This window comes from Rothia sp. HMSC066G02, from assembly GCF_001813145.1.
Lineage (GTDB): Bacteria > Actinomycetota > Actinomycetes > Actinomycetales > Micrococcaceae > Rothia.
On record NZ_KV811599.1, the window covers coordinates 20,909 to 42,007 of the forward strand.

General features: G+C 60.9%; 17 protein-coding genes. 6 read left to right on the forward strand and 11 right to left on the reverse strand.

The window, feature by feature from the left end; all coding sequences use genetic code 11:
- Positions 1 to 28 precede the first annotated feature (28 nt).
- The 5 genes from hpt to ppa all read right to left on the reverse strand — a co-directional run bounded on the left by hpt (position 29) and on the right by ppa (position 3,984).
- Positions 29 to 580, reverse strand: a complete 552-nt coding sequence (gene hpt / locus HMPREF2894_RS08135; RefSeq protein ID WP_005504342.1) for a hypoxanthine phosphoribosyltransferase — start codon at positions 578 to 580, stop codon at positions 29 to 31.
- A 197-nt stretch (positions 581 to 777) separates the two neighbouring features.
- On the reverse strand, positions 778 to 1,911 hold the full coding sequence (tilS, locus tag HMPREF2894_RS08140; RefSeq protein WP_070634653.1) for a tRNA lysidine(34) synthetase TilS: 1,134 nt from the start codon (positions 1,909 to 1,911) through the stop codon (positions 778 to 780).
- A gap of 32 nt (positions 1,912 to 1,943) precedes the next feature.
- Entirely contained in the window at positions 1,944 to 2,168 is a 225-nt protein-coding gene (locus tag HMPREF2894_RS08145) for a helix-turn-helix domain-containing protein (protein ID WP_005504337.1), read from the reverse strand.
- 260 nt (positions 2,169 to 2,428) lie between these two features.
- A complete protein-coding gene (locus tag HMPREF2894_RS08150) occupies positions 2,429 to 3,256 on the reverse strand; it encodes an S-layer homology domain-containing protein (protein WP_070678757.1) in 828 nt (275 codons plus the stop codon).
- 242 nt (positions 3,257 to 3,498) lie between these two features.
- Complete coding sequence (gene ppa, locus HMPREF2894_RS08155; RefSeq protein ID WP_049340474.1) at positions 3,499 to 3,984, reverse strand: inorganic diphosphatase; 486 nt, start codon at positions 3,982 to 3,984, stop codon at positions 3,499 to 3,501.
- 330 nt (positions 3,985 to 4,314) lie between these two features.
- Between ppa and dacB the strand changes: the two genes are divergently transcribed.
- From dacB to HMPREF2894_RS08180, 6 genes are all read left to right on the forward strand, one after another.
- A complete protein-coding gene (dacB, locus tag HMPREF2894_RS08160; protein WP_070678761.1) occupies positions 4,315 to 5,895 on the forward strand; it encodes a D-alanyl-D-alanine carboxypeptidase/D-alanyl-D-alanine endopeptidase in 1,581 nt (526 codons plus the stop codon).
- Between the two features lie 207 nt (positions 5,896 to 6,102).
- Positions 6,103 to 9,249: a DEAD/DEAH box helicase gene (locus tag HMPREF2894_RS08165; protein WP_070678763.1), complete on the forward strand. Its 3,147-nt coding sequence runs from the start codon at positions 6,103 to 6,105 to the stop codon at positions 9,247 to 9,249.
- Positions 9,250 to 9,768: 519 nt separating this feature from the next.
- A complete protein-coding gene (locus tag HMPREF2894_RS08975) occupies positions 9,769 to 10,839 on the forward strand; it encodes a HesA/MoeB/ThiF family protein (RefSeq protein WP_083309925.1) in 1,071 nt (356 codons plus the stop codon).
- Entirely contained in the window at positions 10,808 to 12,049 is a 1,242-nt protein-coding gene (locus HMPREF2894_RS08170; protein ID WP_070599338.1) for an MFS transporter, read from the forward strand. The genes HMPREF2894_RS08975 and HMPREF2894_RS08170 overlap by 32 nt, the downstream gene beginning before the upstream one ends.
- Before the next feature lie 241 nt (positions 12,050 to 12,290).
- Positions 12,291 to 12,911 (forward strand): hypothetical protein, encoded by a 621-nt coding sequence (locus HMPREF2894_RS08175; RefSeq protein WP_005507641.1) that lies wholly within the window; start codon positions 12,291 to 12,293, stop codon positions 12,909 to 12,911.
- Positions 12,912 to 13,129: 218 nt separating this feature from the next.
- Positions 13,130 to 13,861, forward strand: a complete 732-nt coding sequence (locus HMPREF2894_RS08180) for a metal-dependent transcriptional regulator (RefSeq protein ID WP_005504316.1) — start codon at positions 13,130 to 13,132, stop codon at positions 13,859 to 13,861.
- 94 nt (positions 13,862 to 13,955) lie between these two features.
- Here HMPREF2894_RS08180 and HMPREF2894_RS08185 read toward each other — a convergent pair whose 3' ends face one another.
- The 6 genes from HMPREF2894_RS08185 to HMPREF2894_RS08210 all read right to left on the reverse strand — a co-directional run bounded on the left by HMPREF2894_RS08185 (position 13,956) and on the right by HMPREF2894_RS08210 (position 20,858).
- Positions 13,956 to 14,840 (reverse strand): metal ABC transporter permease, encoded by an 885-nt coding sequence (locus HMPREF2894_RS08185; protein ID WP_049346253.1) that lies wholly within the window; start codon positions 14,838 to 14,840, stop codon positions 13,956 to 13,958.
- A complete protein-coding gene (locus HMPREF2894_RS08190) occupies positions 14,841 to 15,665 on the reverse strand; it encodes a metal ABC transporter ATP-binding protein (RefSeq protein WP_049346251.1) in 825 nt (274 codons plus the stop codon).
- 222 nt (positions 15,666 to 15,887) lie between these two features.
- Entirely contained in the window at positions 15,888 to 16,850 is a 963-nt protein-coding gene (locus HMPREF2894_RS08195; protein ID WP_070643560.1) for a metal ABC transporter substrate-binding protein, read from the reverse strand.
- Between the two features lie 302 nt (positions 16,851 to 17,152).
- Entirely contained in the window at positions 17,153 to 17,953 is an 801-nt protein-coding gene (locus HMPREF2894_RS08200) for an exodeoxyribonuclease III (RefSeq protein ID WP_070643563.1), read from the reverse strand.
- 253 nt (positions 17,954 to 18,206) lie between these two features.
- A complete protein-coding gene (locus HMPREF2894_RS08205) occupies positions 18,207 to 19,019 on the reverse strand; it encodes an S-layer homology domain-containing protein (protein ID WP_070678765.1) in 813 nt (270 codons plus the stop codon).
- Between the two features lie 510 nt (positions 19,020 to 19,529).
- Positions 19,530 to 20,858, reverse strand: coding sequence for a glycosyl hydrolase family 28-related protein (locus HMPREF2894_RS08210; RefSeq protein ID WP_070678768.1), 1,329 nt, complete (start codon positions 20,856 to 20,858; stop codon positions 19,530 to 19,532).
- Positions 20,859 to 21,099: the final 241 nt, after the last annotated feature.

The following is a 21,099-nucleotide window of genomic DNA, read 5'->3' on the forward strand; positions in this document are numbered from 1 at the left end:
CCTACAGCAGGGTTGCTGAGGTGAAGGCTTAGGAGTAAACGTGCGGGTGCAGGGTTGCGACGCAGTCCAGGTTGCGGTACTTCTCAGCGAAGTCCAGGCCGTAACCAACGACGAACTCGGGCTCGATGTCCCAGCCGACGTACTTGACCTCAACGTCAGCCTTGACGACCTTGGGCTTGCGCAGCAGGGTGCAAATCTCAACGGAAGCTGCGCCGCGAGAAATCAGGTTCTGCTGCAGCCATGCCAGGGTCAGGCCGGAGTCAATGATGTCTTCAACGATCAGGACGTTGCGGCCCACCAGGTCGGTGTCCAGGTCCTTGAGGATACGCACAACGCCGGAGGACTTGGTGCCGGAACCGTAAGAAGAAACAGCCATCCAATCCATGGTGTAGTGGCCCTTGAGAGCGCGGGAAAGGTCAGCCATGATCATGATGGCGCCCTTGAGAACACCCACCAACAGCACGTCCTTACCGGCGTAGTCTTCGTCGATGCGCGCCGCCAGTTCGGCGACCTTCGCGTTAATCTCTTCCTTGCTGAAGAGAACGTTCTTGATATCGTCCTGCACGTCGATAGCCTGCACGATGTATTCCTTCGTATTCTTTTAGACGCTCTGCGCCTCCGCCGGGGGCCCCGGGTGCGGGGGTTTCATGCCTTCCCACAGCGGACAATGTGGATGGTGTTCGCCTTAAGTATGGCTTAAAACGGCGCCGCGGCGCACCTCACCACGCAGATAGTGTGTGCTGAGGATGCTCCGCGGGCATCTAGCTGGGCACCTAGTTAGGGTCGAGTTGGCACTAATACGAGCACGTCCAGGCGTTCACCGGTTGCCGGATGCACAATTTTGCGGCGGCGGTACGCGCTCACGTGACCGGGCATCTGAACGGGCCCAGCTACCGCGTATTCGGCGGTGAAAGAGTCCAGCGCCTGCAGTCGCTCGAAGCCGGGGTTCTCTCCCCCGGCGGTCTTGCAGGCGGTCGCAAGCACACGCAATCGAAGCGCCGGGTGTAGCGCCGCCACCTGCGCACGGTCCAGTAGCACGGCGTCCTCACGTTCGATGCCACGCACGGTGGTTCCGGCGGGTAGGAGCGCCTGCTCGTAGACTACCTGTGCCTGCTCGTCGAGGTATTCGGCATCGGGGCCGGCCACCGCGGCGGTGCGCGCCAGGGAGCGGGCGACGTCCCCGCCGAGGTGCTCCTCCAGGTAGGGCAGCACACTGTGGCGGATACGGGCACGCATGAGGGTTTCGTCGGTGTTGGTCGGGTCGATCCAGGGGGTGAGGGTTTCGGCATCGCAGATGTCGAGCATGTCGGTGCGGCGCAGACCGAGGAAGGGACGCAGGTAGGTGACGCCCCTTTCGACGCGTACGGGCGGCATACCGGCAAGGGAGCGTGTGCCGGAGCCGCGGCTTAGGCCGAGTAGCACGGTTTCTGCCTGGTCGTCGAGGGTGTGGCCGAGTAGTACGGCGCGGGCGCCGGTGGCTTCGACGGCTTTCGTGAAGGCGGTGTAGCGGGCGGTGCGCGCCGCCATTTCGGGGCCCATGTTCCCGACGGGAACCTGCACTTTTTCGGTGATGACGGGGTGAAGCCCCAGGTCGGTGAGGGTCTGCGCGGTCTGCGCGGCGACTGCGGCGGAGTCTTCTTGCAGGCCGTGGTCGACGATGATGGCGCCTACGCGCACGTCGCCGCGGCGGGCGAAGTGCGCGGCAATTGCCGCCAGGGCGAGGGAGTCGGGGCCGCCGCTGCAGGCGACCAGGAGCAGGGGTAGATCGGCGGCGTCCGCAGTGGAGGCGGTGCGGGAGCGTCCGGTGGCTTTGATACTTCCGGCGCCGAGGAGCTTTTCGAGGGCGGCGGCGAGGTGGCGGCGGGCAGTGCCGACGGCGGGGTGCAGGCGTCCTGCGCGTCCATTCTGCATGGTGGTTCCTTTATATAGGTGTGCGGGAGGGGTTAGGTGAGGGGGTTGGTGATAGCCAGCTCGATACCGAGCTCTTGGGCGACTTTGAGGACCGCACCAATTGACGGGCCGGGCAACCCACGCTCAATATCGCGGATTGTTTTATCGCTGAGCCCGACCATCCACGCCAACTCCATTTGGGTGATTTTTTCGTACTTGCGGACGGCGCGAACCTGCGCACCAAATTCCTGTGCGAACCCCGTTGCGTCGAATGCCATGGATGTCCCCTCCTCACCGCTACAGAACCTCAGATTATACGAACTATTCTTCGTAATATGCCCATATTAGCACCCCAAGAAGCCCTCCGAGGCTGTTTTCCGAAGAATAGTTCGGTTACACATGTCCTTCCAAGGAACCTCCGAACACAATCAAGGAGCACAGCAAAAGGGGGCGTGCCCACCGCCTCCAGCACGCGCGAAAACTCGCACAAACCGGACGCGGGGAACACGCCCCCAGCAAGCCCTCCGCTCACCTGCCACTAGGACAGCAACTGCAGACGAGCCACAATGGGCGCCAGCTCCTCGTGGTAATCAAGAACCATGAGAGGGGTGAAAATAGTGGGGTACGAAGCGTAATAGAAATCCGGTGTTTCATTGAAATCCCCCGGCGTGTACCCGTTAGTGAAGAAGTTAGTGTCATACGCCCGAATATCTCCCCCCTTCGCCAGCGCATGCTGGTACGCCCAGCTCATTGCTCGATGCAACTCACTACCTTCCTTAATGGGGGCAGCACCCTTCTCAGCACGCACAGCATTCGCCGCATCCAGGGATTCCAGAGTCACCTTAGGGCTACCCGCGGCACGATAGAGGAAGGTAAAATAGGCGCCACGGCTCGCCGGAGTGTCGTAGTGGAAGGAACCATCAGACCAACCAGCACTCAAACCCACGCGGGTCGCCCAAATAGCAACCTTATAACGCGCGTCGCCCGGAGTCAGATCGGTGTACGGGGACTTCTCCGGCAGGTTCTTCACCTCGGGTGAACCAGCCAGATGGTACAGGTACTCCAGCAAGCGACCACGCGAAATGGTCATGACCCCGTTCGGCAACTTATCTTCACTGATTCGGGCCAGCCCAACAACCTGCTTCTTCGTAATCAGGCCGGTACACTCCGCCCAGTGCAAATTGGTCATCATGTTCGCGCCGTAATAGAAGTGCATGCCAAAACAATCAACATCAAATTCCAGCTCTTCAATAGGCTGTGCAGATTTCGGCTGAATGTATGCCGCCTGGGCTACGCCCTGACCCATGCACCCCATAGCCAGCGCCAACAGTGCCGCCGCGCCGCGGGTCGAAAGGTTTTTCTTCATTTTCTATCCTCGGTGAAAGGTGTGAGAGTAGAAGAAGAGTGAATCCCTTTGAAAATACTCTGAATCTGCACCTCGCGCAATCAACTACACCCAGCGTACAAGCAGATGCGGCGAAAGACACAACAAAAGGGGGCGTGAAAAAGGGGCGTGCCCGCCGCCTCCAGCACGCACGAAAACTCGCACGAACCAGACACGGGGAACACGCCCCCTACAAAACCGGGTGCACCTAACGGTGCGGCAGCTTAGTGACCCTTAGCTGCGAAACGGTCGATAGCCTCCTGGACCATCTTCTCAGCAGCAGCCAGGTCTTCCCAGCCCTCACCCTTAACCCACTTGCCGGGCTCCAGGTCCTTGTAACGCTCGAAGAAGTGCTGAATCTCAGCCTTCAGCTGCTCCGGAACATCAGCCAGGGACTTGATGTGGTCGTAACGCTTGTCGGTGGGAACGCACAGAACCTTAGCGTCGCCGCCAGCTTCATCGGTCATGTTGAACACTGCGACCGGGCGGGACTCAACCAGCACGCCGGGAACAACGTCAACGTCCAGGATCAGCATTGCGTCCAGCGGGTCGCCGTCCTCACCGAGGGTGTTCTCGAAGTAACCGTAAGCGGTGGGGTACTGCATGGAGGTGAACAGCACACGGTCCAGGCGCAGGCGGCCGGTCTCGTGGTCCACTTCGTACTTCACGCGGGAGCCGCGGGGAATTTCAATAGTGACGTCGAGTTCCATCGGAACCTTCTTTCTCGTGAGTTAGAGTCACTTTCGCGGCGACTTCGGCGCGCAAGGTGCGAAAGTTAGGTGTTGAACTCACCCATTGTAACCCGTTCACGCACACCGAAACCGCGTATTCGGCGCCAAAACCAGCGTAATTTACCACGCTCACACCACAGTTAACATTCCGCCTAGTCCCACGCCCGCCAGCGCACCCCGCCGCCACACCCGGCCGCCTGCCGGGCAGCCCAGATAGGGTTCGTGAGGGGTAGCAGGAGCGCGGCATGAGCATCCCAGCACCGGCGCGTAAATTCGATAGGCACCCCATCCGCCCGCTATGCTCAAAAGATGCCTTCCAACAAGCACAACACCCAGACCACCACCCTCACCCGCCGCGCCGCCCTCACCCTCGGCGGCATGTTCCTCCTCACCGCCTGCGGATCCGCCGCAATCGAACAGAAACGCCCCGAAGGTTCCGCAAGCCCCACCGGCAGCGCAACCGGCAGCCCCACCGGCACCGCCGAGGCGACCGCCTCCGCAACCCCCAGCGCCACCCCGACCCTCGCACCCGCACTGTCCGAAACGGAACAGGAACAGCTACGTGCCGCCCTCACCACGCTCTTCGCGGACGGCACCTACCCGCAGTACAGCCTGCTCGTCACCGGCATGGACGGCAACCTGCCCAGCATCAAGGCGGCCACCGCGCCCGCCGACCTGTACGCCGCCAACGCCGACACCGCGCGCGTGCCCGCCTCCACTTTTAAGGTGCTGACCCTGTTCGCGCTCAACCACTACGCAAACCTGCAGGCGCGCCTGCGCACACGCGTCACCCGCGACTCCGCCGGACTGTACCTCATGGCAGGCGGCGACACCCTGCTCGGTGCGGGCGCTTCCAACCCGAAGCAGATCGTCGGACGCGCAGGCCTGACCACCCTCGCCGAGCTGACCGTGAAGGCGCTTCTTCAGGGCGAGAAGCCGACCGCGGCGCTGCCCGTCTACCTTGACGGCACCTTCTTCAGCGGCCCCGGCGTGAACCCCGGCTGGGATGCCGCCGACGTGGCGTCCGGACAGATCACGCATATTCACCCGATTGCGCTCGAATCGCACACGGTGCCGGGCAAGTCCACCGCAAGCAACCCGGTACGCCCGGACGATGCGGCGGTTGCCGCCCAGCAGGCGTTCGTGGATGCGCTCAACACCGCCGGCAAGGAGTCCGGCATGAGCTTCACCCTCGCGGAGCGCCGCACCGCCCCCGCGGAAGCAGTTGAAATCGCCGCGGTCGAATCGGCAACCCTGCTGGAGCAGGCACAACACATGATGCTCGAATCCGACAACGCCCTCGCCGAGGTGCTCGGCCGTTGCGCCGCCATTGCCGCAGGTAAGGAAGGCAGCGGCGAAGCGGCACAGCAGACCGTGCGCCAGGCACTCGTGGATGCCGGCGTGAACATTGAAAACCTGGTGCAGGCAGACGTGTGCGGCATGTCCTTAACGGACCGCGTGACCGCCCGAACCCTCGTGCAGGTTGTGGCTCTGCTGAATGCTGATGAGCATGCGGAGCAGCTGATGAGCACGTTCCCGGTCGCGGGCGTGAGCGGCACCCTATCCGGTCGTTTTGGTGCGGCGAACGCCGTGCACGCACGCACTTTTGTGCAGGCGAAGACCGGCACCCTGTACACGGTATCTTCGCTGTGCGGTGTGGCGACCCGACCCGACGGCACCCGCCTGATTTTCGCGATTATTCTGAACAATCTGGGCGGTGCGGATGCGCTGCCCGCCGCGAAGGAACGCGTGGACGCGGCGGCGGCGGCGATTGCGAACCGTTCGACTGCGCCGAGTGCTTCTGCCAGCCCCTCTGCGGTAGCGGCGAGCGCTTCGGCGGCGCCCGCGGCGGCAGTTTCTACCGCGGCCGCGGCGAGTGCAGTCTCCTAGTGTGTTCACCCGGATAGCCCCGAAATCCCCCCTAAATCATCCCACTTAGGTTGATTTTCTGTAATGTTTCACGTGAAACCTGAAAATCAACCTCTCGGGGTGAGAGGGGCACGGGGTGCCGACAGACTCCTCAACCGGGACTCGCGCCCGCTCACCCGGCAGGGTTTCACGCCCGCTTTGTTTCTCTCCTCCAGCAGAAAAGTCACCATGGACCTTACCTTCACCCTCGCTGATCTGACCGCTACCTCCGCCTGCGAGCTGCGGCTCTACACCGAGCTTCGGGAGCGTGCGCAGAAGCAGTCTGCCCACCCGACCCACGAGAAGTTGGAGCGCGCCCGCGAAGCGTACCGCGAGTGCCTGCGAGCGCTGACCGCCGGAGGAATGATCGGCAGTGCAGTAGTTGGCAGTGGAGTAGTCAGCAGTGAGCATGCGGGTGGTACGGCGCGCCCGGTGCCCCTGGTGGCGACCTCCGCGGCGGGGCTGACCTACACGGTGGAGCTCGACCGCCTCGACTGCCCGGTTGCGGACAGCACCGCCGAGAGCAATACCGCCCTAATCGTTTGCACCCCGCACCTGGGTGAGGCGGCGTATCGGGCGCTATTGCGCGGTGCCCTGGCGGCGCACCTGCTGACCGCTAGTGCAACCGAGAGCGCCGAGAACACCAAGAATGCCGCGCGCCTCGACCTTCATCTGGAGCACGGCGTGGATGAGTACAGCGCGGGGTCCGAATCGGAACCCACTGAGTACGCTGAGCACCACTCCCCCGTTCCTCAACCTCACCGGGTTGATTCGGCACGTATTCTGCCGCTGATTCGCCTGCAGGAGCAGCGCCTCCTGCTGCTCACCGAGGCGCTGAACGAGGGCGTAGAACCGGCGGAACTTGCCGAGCGCATCCCGTATTTTCTGACCTGCGACGAGTGCCCGGCGTGTCTGAACGCGGCGGCATCTCTTGCCCTCGCGACCGACGCCCCGGAGCTCGTCACCGAAGACACTGCCGAAGATACCGCCGAAGACCCCGCAACTGAGGAGCACCCGGTCATGTACAGGGTGCCCGCCGCGGTGGAGAACGACAGCGAACAGTACCGCCTGCAGTGCCTGCTAGATGCCCAGCTCGCATCCCTGGAGGAGCACGCGGCGGAGCACGGCTGGGGTACCGGTGAGCTTGAGGCGGCGATGTTGCTGTCCATGACGAATTATCACCGCCGCGAGCGTGCCCCGTTCTGGCGTGAGCACATTCGCCGTCTGGAGGACGGCCCGACGGCGTGGGTGGCGAGCCGCGATTATGCGTACCTTGATCGGGTGCAGGTGCTTTCGGTGGAGCATGCGCATGCTCTTCTGAATACCCCCGCAGACCTGGAGGCGCTTGCCGCCGCCATGAAGGAGCCCGCCGAGGTCGAAGATGCCCCCGGCTGGTATCGTGTGCGCGGCGCGCAGGTGCGCCTGTTGCGTGCGCGAATTGAGGCTGACCCGAGCCTGGTGATTGCGCCCTCTGACCGTGCGGTTTTTTGTGCGTATGAGGCGGGGTTGAGCCCGCAGATTGCGCTGGACCGTATGGAGTCGCAGGTGAATTATTTCCGTGCGTCGAATCCGGGTGAGCGTGTGCCCGCTGAGTTGGCGGCGACGGGTTTCTTTGGCATGCGTGTGCTGGCGGTGGCGCAGGGCGGTTTCCGTGCCGGATCTGAGGGTTCTGCGGATCCCGAAGAGGCTGCCCCAGAGTCCGGCAAGTCGACCGGCGAGTCGGCTGGCGCAGAGTCGGCTGGCGAGTTCTTGGAGGTGCTTCTGCAGGAGCGCATCCGCGTGAAGGATGAGCCGCACCGTGCCCTGCCTTCGGGTATTGGTCCTGGCGATCCGGTGTCTACGGCGACGATTGAGGCGGCTCTGCAGGCTGATGTGCACGGGCTGCTTTTCGATGGCGCGCTCATGCCGAGCGACCCCGTGCTTAATGGCCCCGTGCCCGGCGAAGATTCTGAGCCGTCCGAGGCTCCCTCATCGTCCCGCACCCTGCCGAGCGTGCTCGATGCGGCAGCTTCGCTGACGGGAGTGGAGAGTGCCTCCGCGGACCTACTGTTCCGCCGTGCACCGCGCCTCAAGAAAAGCACCGAAAACGCCAAAAATGCAGAAAATCTACCTCTTGAGGTTGATTTTTCCGGATCTGACCTGCCCACGGTGGATGCCGTGCACGCGGCGGTTCGCGCGCTCGACCATTCCTATGTGGCGGTTCAGGGCCCTCCGGGTGCGGGTAAGACCTTCCTCGCCTCGCACGTGATTGCGCGTCTAGTGGCGGAGGGCGCGAAGGTGGGCGTGGTGGCTCAGTCGCATGCGGTGATTGAGAATCTTATGTTGGCGTGCTGTGCCCGTGATGGTTTTGATGTTTCGCGTGCGGTGCGTCTACGCGGCAAGTCGGTGACTCCGGACGCCCCGTGGTCTGAGGTGTCTGATTCTGAGCTGGTGGAGCTGATTTCTGGTGCGGGCGGCCTGCTGTTTGGCGGCACGGTGTGGGATTACGTGAGTGAGCGTCGCGTGCCTGCCGGGTCGCTGGATGTTCTGGTGGTTGATGAGGCGGGCCAGTTCTCTCTGACGAATACGGTGGCGGCGGCTCGTGCGGCGCGTTCGGTGCTGCTGTTGGGCGATCCGCAGCAGTTGCCGCAGGTGTCGACGGGTGTACACCCGTACCCGGTGGACGTTTCGGCGCTGGGTTGGTTGTCTGATGGCGCGGCAGCGCTGGATCCTCGTTTTGGCTATTTCTTGGGCGAGTCGTGGCGTATGGATTCGGCGTTGTGCGAGCGGGTTTCGTGGCTGTCGTATGATGGCGCGTTGGCGAGCGCGGCGGCGACGGCTGGTCGCGCCCTGCGGGGTGTTGCGCCGGGTGTGGTGTCGTATCCGGTGGAGCATGCGGGTTGTTCGGTGCGTTCTGTGCAGGAGGCGCAGGCGGTGGTGGATTGCGTGCGCGAGTTGTTGGGTCGTGAGTGGGTTCCGGCGGCTGGTGCTGAGCCGCGCCCGTTGGCGGCGGAGGATTGCATTGTGGTGGCGGCGTATAACGCGCAGGTTGATTGTGTGCGTGAGGCGCTGATTGCTGCTGGTTTGGCGGATTCTTCGGGTGCTGGCGTGCGTGTGGGCACGGTGGATAAGTTCCAGGGTCAGGAGGCTGCGGTGGTGTTGGTGTCGTTGGCGTCGTCGCGGGTTGATTCTGGGCGCGGTGCCGGGTTTGTGCTGTCGCCGAATCGTTTGAATGTGGCGGTGTCGCGCGGTCAGTGGCAGGCAGTGTTGGTGCATTCGCCGTGGGTGGCGCGTTCGGTGCCGCAGGATGTCGAGGAGGTACTGGCTCTGTCGGGTTTCGCGGGCCTGGTGGAGTAGCACCTAGTGCAGCCCTTATTCTGCGCTCTTCTACGCTCCCCTGCCCGCTGCGTTGCGGGGGGGGCGTCTTTGGTGTGTCCGCAATCGGGTTTAGCTGAGGTTCGACCAGAGCTTAGCCAGGGTTTAGCCGGGCGGAACCACCAAGAATGAATTGTAGTCAAACTAACCCTAATGTCAATACTCAAAATGAGGAAAGTTTTTCAACATGAGTTCATGCATATGACTCATATCTCCACTATGATTTAAGACACCAACAGATGTTGGGGGTTGAGCTGACTCGCTCAGCCAAGATTCGATAGCCATAGATGACTATCTGTCGAAAGGAACACCAATGGAACTCGATATTCAGGATTTGATTACCTCATCCGAAGATGAGCTCAAGAGGGCTCATGGTGGTACCCGTCCTCCGGCACATCGTGTAGGCGGACAGTAAATAACCACCTCCAGAGGGGCTCGGTAATCTCAGTTACTCGAGCCCCTCTACGCATACAAACATCCAACAGATAGAAAGATGGAAAAATGTACCCAAAGCTTCGATTTGGTCACTCAATTATAAAAATTAAAAACAATAGATTCATTATTGGATCTATAACACAAGGCATATCAAACACAATTCATGACCCCTCGGGAAATTTTAAGAACCTGAATGAGATTTTAACAGGAGAATACACGATAGATGAGGTAGTTATAAAGACATCAGAAATTTTAGGATTAACTCCTAAAAATTCAAGGAAGATTATAGAATCACTCATAACGATGGGTCACATAGAAGATGGATCCTACCTTAAATCATCTACAAAATCTAATAGGTACTCAAGAAGTCGTGAATTCTTTTCTTGGATTGACACTTCAGGAAGTAGCGACCCTTTTCGGGTGCAAAATATTCTGTCCTCCTCGAAGATTGCAATTGTAGGTCTTGGAGGAATTGGTGGATCCGTGGCCATGAACTTAGCCTCTTCAGGAGTATCTCAAATACACATAGTTGATTTTGACAATGTTGAAGAGTCGAATCTCAATAGGCAAATTCTATACACAGAAAAAGACCTTGGGCTCAAAAAATCAACGGCTGCCATGAAAAATCTCCAAAAAATAAATTCAGAAATTCTTATTACATCCGAAGATAAGAAAATTACTTCCTCTGATGACCTCATTAAATATTTTAATGAATATGACCTAGTGTACCGTTGCGCTGACAGTCCAGACGATATACCATTTTGGTTCTCTGATGCTTCATTAAAATCTGGTAAGCCATGGATTGATGCAAGCTACAATGGCCCAATAATTAATTGTTGCATCTATGACCCAAAGGTTACAGGATGCTATAGATGCATCCGTGAAAGTAATCTACGAAATATGACTCGTCTAGGTTACGAGGAAGCTCATACAGATAAAGTCCCAGAGATAAATGCTGCAATATCTCCTATAGTCCTTATATCTGGATCACTTGCCGCATATGAAGGAATTAGGTATCTTGCCAAACTTAAGCCACAAAGTTTAGGTAAAGCAATACATCAAAATATGTTCGATTACAGTAATTCATACACAGTGGAGGTCCCCCATGAGTGTCAACACCGAGCTACTCAAGAATAGAGATTTTCGAAATACTCTCTTCGCCATTGGAGCCAACCAGCTCTCAGACTCGATGAGCTATATCACCACGCCCATCATTATTTTGGCGCTGACCGGCTCCCCCGAAGCTGCGAGTATCACCCTCTTCGTCGCGGGTGTTCTCGCCACCTGCGCCGGAGCAGTATCTGGAACATGGGTCGACAGAATCGGCCCCTCAAAGTGCCTGGCGCTATCCTGTATCGGCCAGGCGCTGTCCTGGGTCGCGATTCTTCTCTACCTCGTTTTCAATGTCACCAATATTTACGTTTTGGTGATTACGATTTCTCTCGCCGCTATCATTTCCACCTTTGACTACCCGAGTGAACAGTCCATCATCACCCGCGTAGTCCCCAAGGAACACCTGGGCTACGCCTCCGGTATGGGTGAGACGCGCGAGTCCACCGCTAACCTGCTGGGCGGCCCGGTCGCCGGTATCATTATCGGCTTCTCGACCGTGCTCATGACCGCAGTTCACGCGGTCGTCAACCTGCTGGCATTCATCGTCGCGCCCAAGAGCTACGGCGCTAGTCGGCAGCCCGCAGAAGAGGAGGAAGGCGAGAAAACCAGCTTCTGGCAGGACTCAAAAGCCGGTTTCGAGTACATCCTGAAGAACAAGGTGCTGGTGTCAATTGCGTTCGTTTCAACGCTTGCGAACTTTGGAACGGTCGGTATTCCGCTCACCTTCATCTACTACTACACCCTGGAGGGCGCACACCCGCTCTTCATCGGTATCTTTGCGAGCGCCTTCGGCGTGGGCGTGCTGCTCGGTTCGTTCCTGGTCGGTCCGCTGACCGAGAAGTTTGCGCTCGGCCCGCTCGGTATCACCTCCCTGGCCATCATGTCGGCGTGCTACCTGTTGCTGCCGGTGGTTCATTCGATGCTGTGGGCGGTGTGCCTGCTGATTGTGCTGGCGGGTATTGTGCTCCCTTCCTTCAATTCGAGCATCATTGCGTACATTAACGCATCCACCCCGGAGCACATGATCGGTCGCGTGCACTCGGTGCAGGGCATCCCGAATATGGCGCTGACCCCGCTGGCTGTTCTGCTGGCAGGCTTCCTCATTGTTGATTGGGGTATTACGTACACGGCGCTGTTCTACGCGGTGTTCATTTTCCTGTCGCTGGTGGTGATGGTATTCCAGAAGCCGCTGCGTCAGCTGCCGCATATCTCGCAGGTAACGAACGCACAGTAGTTCCGCGGTAGCCCCGTCTATCAACTCCACTCAACGCCCCCGAAAGCGAATAATTCAACGTGCACTTGCATGAAAATTATTTTCCTTTCGGGGGTGTTCTACGTCCTTTCGAGGATTTCTGCACACAGTGCATGCTCACGATAATTCCCCTTATCAATGCGCATTTTTAGGGGTTTAAATGTTGCCGGTATTACGGCGAACCTTACGCCGCTTGTTGAAGGTTTTACGGCATAATAGGAAGGTGTTCGTTCTAACCTTTATTCAACGTTCCGCACAGCACTCACTCACTGCACTGTCGGACGAACTCGCAAAGCTCAACCCGCGTGTTGCCTTCGCCCAGACATACCCTGACGAAATTCAGGGCGCCTTCGACCGCGCCAGCGACGCACTCCACGCGGCGCTCATTGCCGCGCGCGATAACGGCTTCTGGGTCGGCATCGGAATCGGCGAGCTCAACATCCCCCGATTCGCAGGCGCACTCGGCGCCGTCAGCACCACCGACTGCACCGGCGACGCCCTCGAATTCTCACGCCTCGCCGTCGAAGAAGCACAGGGAGGCGCACCCGTACGCTGCATCAGCGTCAGCGCCGACAACCGCCATCTCGCCGACCTCGCCGCAGGCTCCGCACGCCTGCTCTACCGCGTATGCGCCGACCGCACCGACGCCGAATGGCGCGTAGTAAACCTGCTCGTACCCGGCGTACGCGGCCAGCAGAAGGCCGCCGCAACCGCACTCGGCATCACCACCCAGGCGGTCAGCCGCACCCTCGTCCGCTCCCTCTGGCATGAGGAGCAGGCGGCACGCGGTGCGCTCATCGAGCTGCTGACCCGTATTGACCGTTCGCGCCGCCGCGCCACCTAACCGCCGCCGCGCCCCCCTCATTCTTTCGCGCCTGTCAGCCTTCGTACCTGGTACCTGCCAGCCTTTAGTGCCTGCCAGCGCGGAACCGAACACCTGATCCCGCCCGTGATGGTCGCCCCCTGCCAGGGGTGAACTATCCGGGCGGGACGCTTTTTAAACCCGCGCTGAATACCCTGCAGCTCGACGGGCAAAACCAGAGAAAAGGTAGACTTATCTTTATGCCTCTCTCAGAACTTTCCGTCAGCACCCAGAACTATCTCAAGGAAATCTGGAGCCTCGAAGAATGGACCAAAACCCCTGCCACCGCATCCGCCCTGGCAGAACGCATGGGTCTGCGCATTTCTTCGGTATCTGACGGCCTCAAGCGCCTCGCCGCCGCCGACCTGATTGAGCATCAGCCCTACGGCGCTATTGAGCTCACTGAAACCGGCCGCTCCTACGCGCTGGCGATGATTCGCCGCCACCGCCTCATTGAGACGTTCCTCGTGGAGACCCTCGGCTACACCTGGGACCGTGTGCACGACGAGGCGGAGGTTCTGGAGCACGCGGTATCCGACTTCATGGTGGACCGCATCGACACCCTGCTGGGGCACCCGACCCGCGACCCGCACGGCGACCCGATCCCGGACTCTTCGGGGCATATTAGTTTTCCGCAGACCGTGCCGCTGAGCCAGTGCGAACCCGGCGAAACAGTCGTGCTCGAACGCATCAACGATGACGACCCGCGCCTGCTGCGCTACCTGCAGGGCCACGGTTTTGTGCCCGGCGTGCGCCTGCACATTGAGGAGGGTGCGCCCTTCTCGGAGGCGGTGAACGTGAGCGTGGTCGGTGCCGGTTCCGGCAACCTGCACGAGACGGACGCGGCCGGTGCGGTGAAGCCCGGCGGTACCATTATTCCGTTGGGTGCGGAGGCGACCGCCTCCCTGTTCGTGTCCCGCACGGTGCGCTAGATACAGGGCGGTAGCGGCACCCTAGAATTTCAGAAAATAGCGCTAGGCGGAGGTCCCATGAAGGGCCTCCGCCTAGCGCTGTATTGAGTTAGTTTTAGGAAGCTGAGGGCTCAGTTTTCGTTGCGGCAGTGCTGAGTCGGCGGGCGCGCATCCTGCCCAGCAGACCGTAGCGCGGGGCGAATACGTACGCCAGGGCGAACAGTATGCCCTGCGTGACGACCACGGCACCACCGGGGGATACGTCCGCGTAGTAGCTGGCGTACAAGCCGGTCAGCGTGCCCACCAGGGAGACTCCCACGCTCACCGCGAGCATCGGCACGAACCGGTCCGTGATGAGGCGCGCGGTGGAGCCGGGGATGACGAGCATCGCCACGACCAGCACCACACCCACGATCTGCAGTGCCACCACGGAGGTTAGCGCCAGCATAATGAGCAGCAGCGCGCCGAGCAGACGCGGACGCAACCCCACCGCCTGCGCAAAGCCCGGGTCGAAGGCGTACAGCACGAAGTCGCGGCGCTTGACCAGCAGCACGGCGGCAACAATCACCGCGAGGATGGCGACCTGCCAGACGTCCGACCAGGACACGCCCAGCACGTTACCGAAGAGAATATGGTTCAGGTCGGTATTCGACGGCGTAACCGAAATCAGCACCAGACCGAACGCAAACATGGTCGTGAACACGATGCCGATCGCGGCGTCCTCGCGCACGCGGCCGCTGCGCCGCACCCCGCCGATAAGAGTTACCGCCACGAGGGCGGCAACCACCGCACCCACTGCGAAGGGCGCACCAAAAATATAGGCGAGCACCACACCGGGTAGCACCGCGTGCGAAATGGCATCCCCCATAAGTGACCAGCCGAGCAGCACGAGCCAGCAGGAGAGCAGAGCGCAGACGGCGGCGGCAAGCACGGTGACCACGAATGCGCGGAGCATGAAGGGCAGGGTCAGCGGCTCCACCAGAAAGTTGAGGATGTCCATTTAGTTCTTCCCTTCCACAGAGCTGATCGTAGTAGTGCCGGAGGTAGCAGCGCCGGTAGCGACCGACGCGCCGGCGTCCACTTCCATGCCGAAGGCACGCACCAGGTTCTCGGGGGCGAGCACCTTCTCGGGGGTGTCGTGCATCAGAATATCGCCGCGTAGCAGTAGCGCCTCGTCGGCGAACTGGCGCAGGCTCGCCAAGTCGTGCGTGGAAACCAGCACGGTCGCGCCCTCGTCACGCAGCTGTTCGATGACCTGAATGAGCATCGCTTCGCTACGCTTGTCCACGCCGGCGAAAGGCTCATCCAGCAGCAGCAGCTGGGCGCCCTGAGCGATAGCGCGTGCCACGAAGGCGCGCTTACGCTGACCGCCCGAAAGCGCCCCAATCTGACGGTCGGCAAGGTCGGTCAGTTCCACGCGGGCGAGCGCCTCATCCACGGCGGCACGGTCTGCGGCACGCAGGCGGCGGGTGATGCCGAGGTTGCGGTAGCGTCCCATGCTGACCACCTCGCGCACGGAGATGGGGAAGGTCCAGTCGATTTCTTCGCTCTGCGGCACGTAGCTGACGAGCCCGGCGCGGTGATGGTGCGCGTTCTTGCCGCGGCTGCCACGGTTACCGCCGACGGGCTGCCCGTCGAGGGTGATGCTGCCGGCGTGCATGGGTACGACCCCCATGATGGCTTTGAAAAGGGTGGATTTGCCGGAGCCGTTCATGCCGATCAGGCCGCAGATACGCCCGGTGTCCAGGGTGAAGGATGCGCCAGTGAGGGCGCGGACTGGCCCGTAGTTCACGTGCACATTTTCGCAGCTGAGAAGAGTGCTCATTCCTTGTGTTCTTTCTGGTGGTCACCGTATGCGTGGGGCGGGTGTACTTGCTTGCGTGTTGCTGAGTGGGTGCTGTGTGAGCGAGTGTTAACGGCGTGGGAGGAGCGGAGCCAAGAAGGCGACGCCCCTCCTATCCTATCGGGGGTTTGGGGTTTACCCAGGGTTTTCGATGCCGGGGTTGGCCCGGGTTTATGCCGGGTTTATTCGGGGTTTATGCCGGGTTTAGGAGTTGCCCTTGAGGCCCGCAACGATGGTACGTGCGTCGTAGCGGATCATGTCCAGGTAGGTGGGCACGGGGCCGTTCGCCTCGGAGAGCGAGTCCACGTAGAGCACGCCGCCGAATCGTGCGCCGGTGGCGTCTGCGACCTGGCGCATCGGGTTGTCAGAGACGGTGGATTCGCAGAACACGGCGGGAACCTGGTTCTCGCGCACGTAATCGATCGCGGAGGAAATCTGCGAGGGGGTCGCCTGCTGTTCGGAGTTGACCGCCCAAATGTACTTTTCCTTCAGGCCCGCGTCTGCCGCCAGATAGGAGAAGGCGCCTTCGCAGGTGACGAGTGCGCGCTGGTTTTCGGGCAGGGTGGAGATTTCCTTGACGAGCTCGTCACGCACGCCCTGCAGCTGCTTCTTGTAGGCTTCGCCGCGGGTCTTGTAGTCGGCGGCGTGGGCCGGGTCGAGGGCGCTAAATTCGCGAATCATCACGTCCACGTACTTTTGCACGTTGCTGGGGCTCATCCAGGCGTGGGGGTTGGGCTTGCCCGCGTAGGCGTCCTCGGTAATGGAGATGGGCGTGACCCCCTCGGAGACGGTCACGTGCTTAGCGTGGGATTCTTCAACGAACTTCGCGAACCAGGATTCGAGGTTCAGGCCGTTGTCGAGCACCAGGTCGGCGGCGTGTGCCTTCTTCAGGTCGGAGGGGGTGGGCTCGTACTCGTGGATCTCTGCGCCGGGCTTGGTGAGGGATTCGACGTTCAGGTCGTCGCCTGCCACGTTGCGGGCGATGTCTGCGAGCACGGTGAAGGTGGTGAGCACGGTCTTCTTGCCGCTGCTGCTCTTAGCGCCTTCGGTGGTGCTGGAGGTGCTACCGCAGCCGGTGAGCACGAGTAGCAGGGTGAGTGCGAGGGCGGCGCAGAGCGCCTGGACGAGGCGGCGTGCGTTGCTGCCTGCGGGGGTTAGAGCGTTCATGAGGCATCCTTCATTGGAAGTCACGGGTTTGAGTATGTGGTTGATGTGTGGATTTTGCCGCGCCGGGACGCTAGGGACACGGTTGTGTCTGCGCAGGCATCATAATGCGCTTTTGCCTGTCGTCCCGGGCGGAATTTAACAATAGTTCGGCTAGCCGAACTTTTCAACTAAGCCACACAGAAAACCCCGAAATATTGGCAGAAGCCCAGAGACAGAAGCACCAGCAGATACAGCAAGGAGGCGAGGGGCCCCTCCCCCGCCTCCTTACTGCACGCGGTTCTACGGCAAGCTATACGCTCGGATTAGTCGGCAATCTCAACCACGACCGGCGTGTGGTCGCTTGCGCCTTCACCGGCGCGCTCCACCTTATCGATCCAGGCACGTTCCACGCGTGCGGCGAGCGCGGGCGAGAACAGCTGAAAGTCAATGCGCATGCCCTCATCCTTGGTGAAGCGGCCCGCCTGGTAGTCCCAGTAGGTGTACTCGCCCGGAGTGTGCGGGCGTACTACGTCCACCATGCCCTCTTCGAGTAGGGCGGCGAAAGCGCGGCGTTCGGGTTCGGAAACGTGGGTCATTTCGTTGCGCAGGAAGTAGTCTATATCCCACACGTCGGCATCCTCGGGGGCGACGTTCCAGTCACCGACCAGGGCAAGCTGCGACTGCGGGTTAGCCGCCAGTTCGTTGTGCACGTTCTGACGCAGCGCCTCCATCCAGCGGAGCTTGTAGTCCATGTGCGGGTCGGTCAGGCCGCGGCCGTTGGGCACGTAGAGGCTCCAGACACGCACACCGCCGCAGGTCGCACCAATAGCGCGCGCCTCCAGCGCCTCGGGCTCGCCGGGCTTGCCGAAGTGCGGCTGGTTATCGAAGCCGCGCTGCACGTCTTCGAGGCCAACTCGGGAGGCGATTGCCACGCCATTCCACTGATTCAGGCCGAAGTGCGCAACCTCGTAGCCCATAAATTCGAAGAGGTCGAAGGGGAAGGTTTCATCTTTGGTTTTGGTTTCTTGCAGGGCGAGCACGTCGACCTCGTGTTCGTCGAGCCAGTCTTCGACGCGGTTTTCGCGGGCGCGGATTGAGTTGATGTTCCAGGTGGCAATCTTCATGCCTTCTAGCTTAGCGTGCAGCCCAGGCACCTTTCATTGCACGGCGGCGATTACGTGGCGGCGATTGTGCGGGGGCGATTGCGCGGCGGCATGGGCGTTCGCAACCTGCCAGAACAGCACAGCACCCGGAACAGCGTACCGCCCGCCTGCGCAACCTTCGGGTCGCACCGGCAGGCGGTGAATATATGCGCTAGTCAGCACTGAATCTAGTCAGCGCTAAAGCTAGTCGGCATTACTCCTAGTCAGCGGATTCCTAATCAACGACGGGAGTGCCCACAACCTTCAGACCCTTGTCACCGTATGCCTTGAGCATGTACAGGGCGTCAGAGAAGTACAGGGGGCTGGCGGGGTCCACCACGTCTGCTACACCATCGCCATTGCGGTCAACCTCAGGGTATGCACCCAGGGTGCGGGCTGCCCAGCGGTTTTCGGTCTTGAACTGTTCAGTCTTCTTGACTTCGGCACGTAGCGGGCGGCGGATCTGGCGCAGGCGTGCGGCACCGTCGGGGCTACCTGCGGCACGGTAGAGGAACGCGGCGAGGGTGTGGCGGGTGGCGTACTCGTCCGGGTGGAAGAGCCCGTCATCCCAGCCGGAGGTGATGCCCGCGTCCGCCGCCCAGATGTAGGCGGGGTAGTCCGGGTTAGTGGTTGCCACATCCTTGTAGGGCGAGGTTTTCGGGAGGTCCTTGACGGTCGGCGATCCCGCCATGCGGTAGAGCATGCGCACCAGCTGGCCGCGGGTGACGGTTGCGGTGCTGTGGCGGCGGGTGACGGTGTATTCTTCGTTGTCGAGGTAGCCGTGGCAGACTGCCCACACGCCAGGAGTAGCGCTCATGGTGCCGAGGAAGTTGGCGACGCATTCGACGTAGCTGGGGTCGTCCTTGGGCTGGTGAAGTTTGATGAGGCCGTTGGCTGCGGCAGGTTCGGCGGCGTGAGCTACAGCCTGGTGGGAGGCGATGGCGGAGGTGCCTACGGGCAGGGCACCGAGGGCGAGTGCGAGGGTGAGAGCGAAGGTGCGGCGTGCGCGAGTGGTGGGTGTGAGGACTCGGGAGATAACCGGAAGCATGGGCTGTCCTTATGTAATTGTGGTTGGGAACCGGCCGGAAGGAACCGATTTTTGGGTCGACCGCGGGGTCGCCAATGGAGCGAATAAGAAAAGGGGAAGGGTAGTGGTCGTTGAGGAATAGTGAGAAGCGGCAATGAATAGGGGCTGACGTGCGGCGATACGCGGTTTTGGTGTGTACCAATGATGTGCGTGTTCCGTATACTGTCGCACGGCTATGGTGGTGCACAGTGAATGGACTGTTTTACACCACCATAGAAAGTTTAAAGTACATATTAATATTTTATTCAATATTTAATTGAGACTTTTATCAACTAAAAATTAAACATTGTTCTAAACGACAAAGCAGCTGCGAATGGTATGTATTCCATTCGCAGCTGCCCTGATTCTTAGCCGACATGTGGCGGTATAACGCGCCCACTAGGGCACACGCGCCTCCCCCACGATTCACAGGAAAGTTCCGAACCGGTTCGGGCGTGTCTACTAGCTGCCGTCAGTTGCCGTCAGTCTCTACTAACCGCGCATCACGTTGTAGGCTTCCTTGGTGAGCTGACCGGCGGGCGAGGTGGAGTGGCGCAGTTCCTCAACCTCAATGACCACGTTCGCGCCAATTGCGCCGGTGATATACACGCGGCGGCCGAGCATATTACCCTCACCGATGCGGTCGTCCTTGGCGGTGCCTTCGGTGATGCGCAGGTCGTAAATCTTGTTTTCAATGTAGAAGCCGTACAGGGAGGCGGGCTTCTCCGGGGGGTTGTAGGAGACAGGCGCGACCATGCGGGTACCGCGCGCATTGCGGTTGATGTACCAGTTGGCGGCCTCGTCAGCACCGGCGGCACCGCTGACGGTGCCAGCCCAGCTGGAGCCTTCCGCTTCGCATCCGATGAAGACGTTGTGCGCCCACTCAACAAGCCAGCCGTGACCCGCGTTGGAGCGTGCGGTGCAGCCGATGAACATGTTGCGTTCACCCTGCACGATCCAGCCTGCGCCAGCGTGGCGGGTGGCGGGCTCGTAGAGGGCGTACTTGTTGCTGGTTCGGTGGTTGCTGTTGCTGGAGCAGCTCTCGAATTTCGCCTGCGCCGCGTACACCTCGATACCGGCGTAGGAGCCGCCGCTGAGGTTCGCTTCGGCAACGTCTACACCGCGCAGCTTGTTGTCTGCCGCACCGGAGTTCTGGCCTTCGTTGGGGCGGCGGGGGTGGCCGGCGGGCTTGCCGAGCAGCAGGCCCTGGTTGAGGGTGCGGCGGATGGTCACGTCGTCAATTTTCATGCCCTGGTCGTCCAGGCCGAGCACGGCAACGCCAATGGCGGTATCCCAGACTTCCACGCCGGCGATAACGGGCACGATGTCCGGTTCGTTGAGCAGGTCGCCGGTCAGGTGGGTGTGGAAGATGACGCCGGCGACGTTGTTCAGCGGGGCGGTGTGCGCATCGAGCGGGTAGCTGCTGATGGGGGTGTTTGCGGCATTAGTGCGGATGTGCAGGTTGCGTACGCCCATACGCATGGGCTTGTTGGCGTTGTAGGCGCCGTAGACGGGGGTGGTGTAGCTGCCGACGTGGAACACGCCGGTGTATTCGGTGTGGCCGCTGGTGGTGGTGGGGATGGCGCGGTCGGAGTGCGCGATGACGACGGTTGAGGAGCCGTAGCCGAAGATTTCGACGCGGTGCTTGATGTCGATGAAGGGGTAGGAGACACGGTAGATGCCGCGGGGTAGTTCTACGGATCCGCCGCCGCGTGCGGCGACAGCGTCGACTGCGCGCTGGATGGCTGCGGTGGAGTCTTTGGCACCGGTGGGGTCTGCGCCGTAGTTGATGGCGTTGATGCTCATGGGCGTATCGGGCATGAGGGGCTCAATTCTTTCGGTGGGTACCGCGTTCGGTGCTGAAGGCGGCGTGGCGAGTGAATTGAGTGAATACGGCAGTATGCGGTGAATACGGTGCTGCGCGGGTGCAGTGTTGAGTTTGTGTGGTGCGGTGTGTTGGGCGCATTTCTGCGGGTGTTTTGACGTGTGCGGGTCTGTGCACCGGCAGACCTGCCTTCTGCTCAAGGGTACCGCATTGGGCGTGTGGAGGCGATGACCGGGC

Bases quoted from the DNA above. Each gene is read 5' to 3' on its own strand.
- tilS (WP_070634653.1), bottom strand. From the start codon at position 1,911: ATGCAGAATGGACGCGCAGGACGCCTGCACCCCGCCGTCGGCACTGCC.
- HMPREF2894_RS08145 (WP_005504337.1), bottom strand. From the start codon at position 2,168: ATGGCATTCGACGCAACGGGGTTCGCACAGGAATTTGGTGCGCAGGTT.
- HMPREF2894_RS08150 (WP_070678757.1), bottom strand. From the start codon at position 3,256: ATGAAGAAAAACCTTTCGACCCGCGGCGCGGCGGCACTGTTGGCGCTG.
- ppa (WP_049340474.1), bottom strand. From the start codon at position 3,984: ATGGAACTCGACGTCACTATTGAAATTCCCCGCGGCTCCCGCGTGAAG.
- dacB (WP_070678761.1), top strand. From the start codon at position 4,315: ATGCCTTCCAACAAGCACAACACCCAGACCACCACCCTCACCCGCCGC.
- HMPREF2894_RS08165 (WP_070678763.1), top strand. From the start codon at position 6,103: ATGGACCTTACCTTCACCCTCGCTGATCTGACCGCTACCTCCGCCTGC.
- HMPREF2894_RS08975 (WP_083309925.1), top strand. From the start codon at position 9,769: ATGTACCCAAAGCTTCGATTTGGTCACTCAATTATAAAAATTAAAAAC.
- HMPREF2894_RS08170 (WP_070599338.1), top strand. From the start codon at position 10,808: ATGAGTGTCAACACCGAGCTACTCAAGAATAGAGATTTTCGAAATACT.
- HMPREF2894_RS08180 (WP_005504316.1), top strand. From the start codon at position 13,130: ATGCCTCTCTCAGAACTTTCCGTCAGCACCCAGAACTATCTCAAGGAA.
- HMPREF2894_RS08185 (WP_049346253.1), bottom strand. From the start codon at position 14,840: ATGGACATCCTCAACTTTCTGGTGGAGCCGCTGACCCTGCCCTTCATG.
- HMPREF2894_RS08190 (WP_049346251.1), bottom strand. From the start codon at position 15,665: ATGAGCACTCTTCTCAGCTGCGAAAATGTGCACGTGAACTACGGGCCA.
- HMPREF2894_RS08195 (WP_070643560.1), bottom strand. From the start codon at position 16,850: ATGAACGCTCTAACCCCCGCAGGCAGCAACGCACGCCGCCTCGTCCAG.
- HMPREF2894_RS08200 (WP_070643563.1), bottom strand. From the start codon at position 17,953: ATGAAGATTGCCACCTGGAACATCAACTCAATCCGCGCCCGCGAAAAC.
- HMPREF2894_RS08205 (WP_070678765.1), bottom strand. From the start codon at position 19,019: ATGCTTCCGGTTATCTCCCGAGTCCTCACACCCACCACTCGCGCACGC.
- HMPREF2894_RS08210 (WP_070678768.1), bottom strand. From the start codon at position 20,858: ATGCCCGATACGCCCATGAGCATCAACGCCATCAACTACGGCGCAGAC.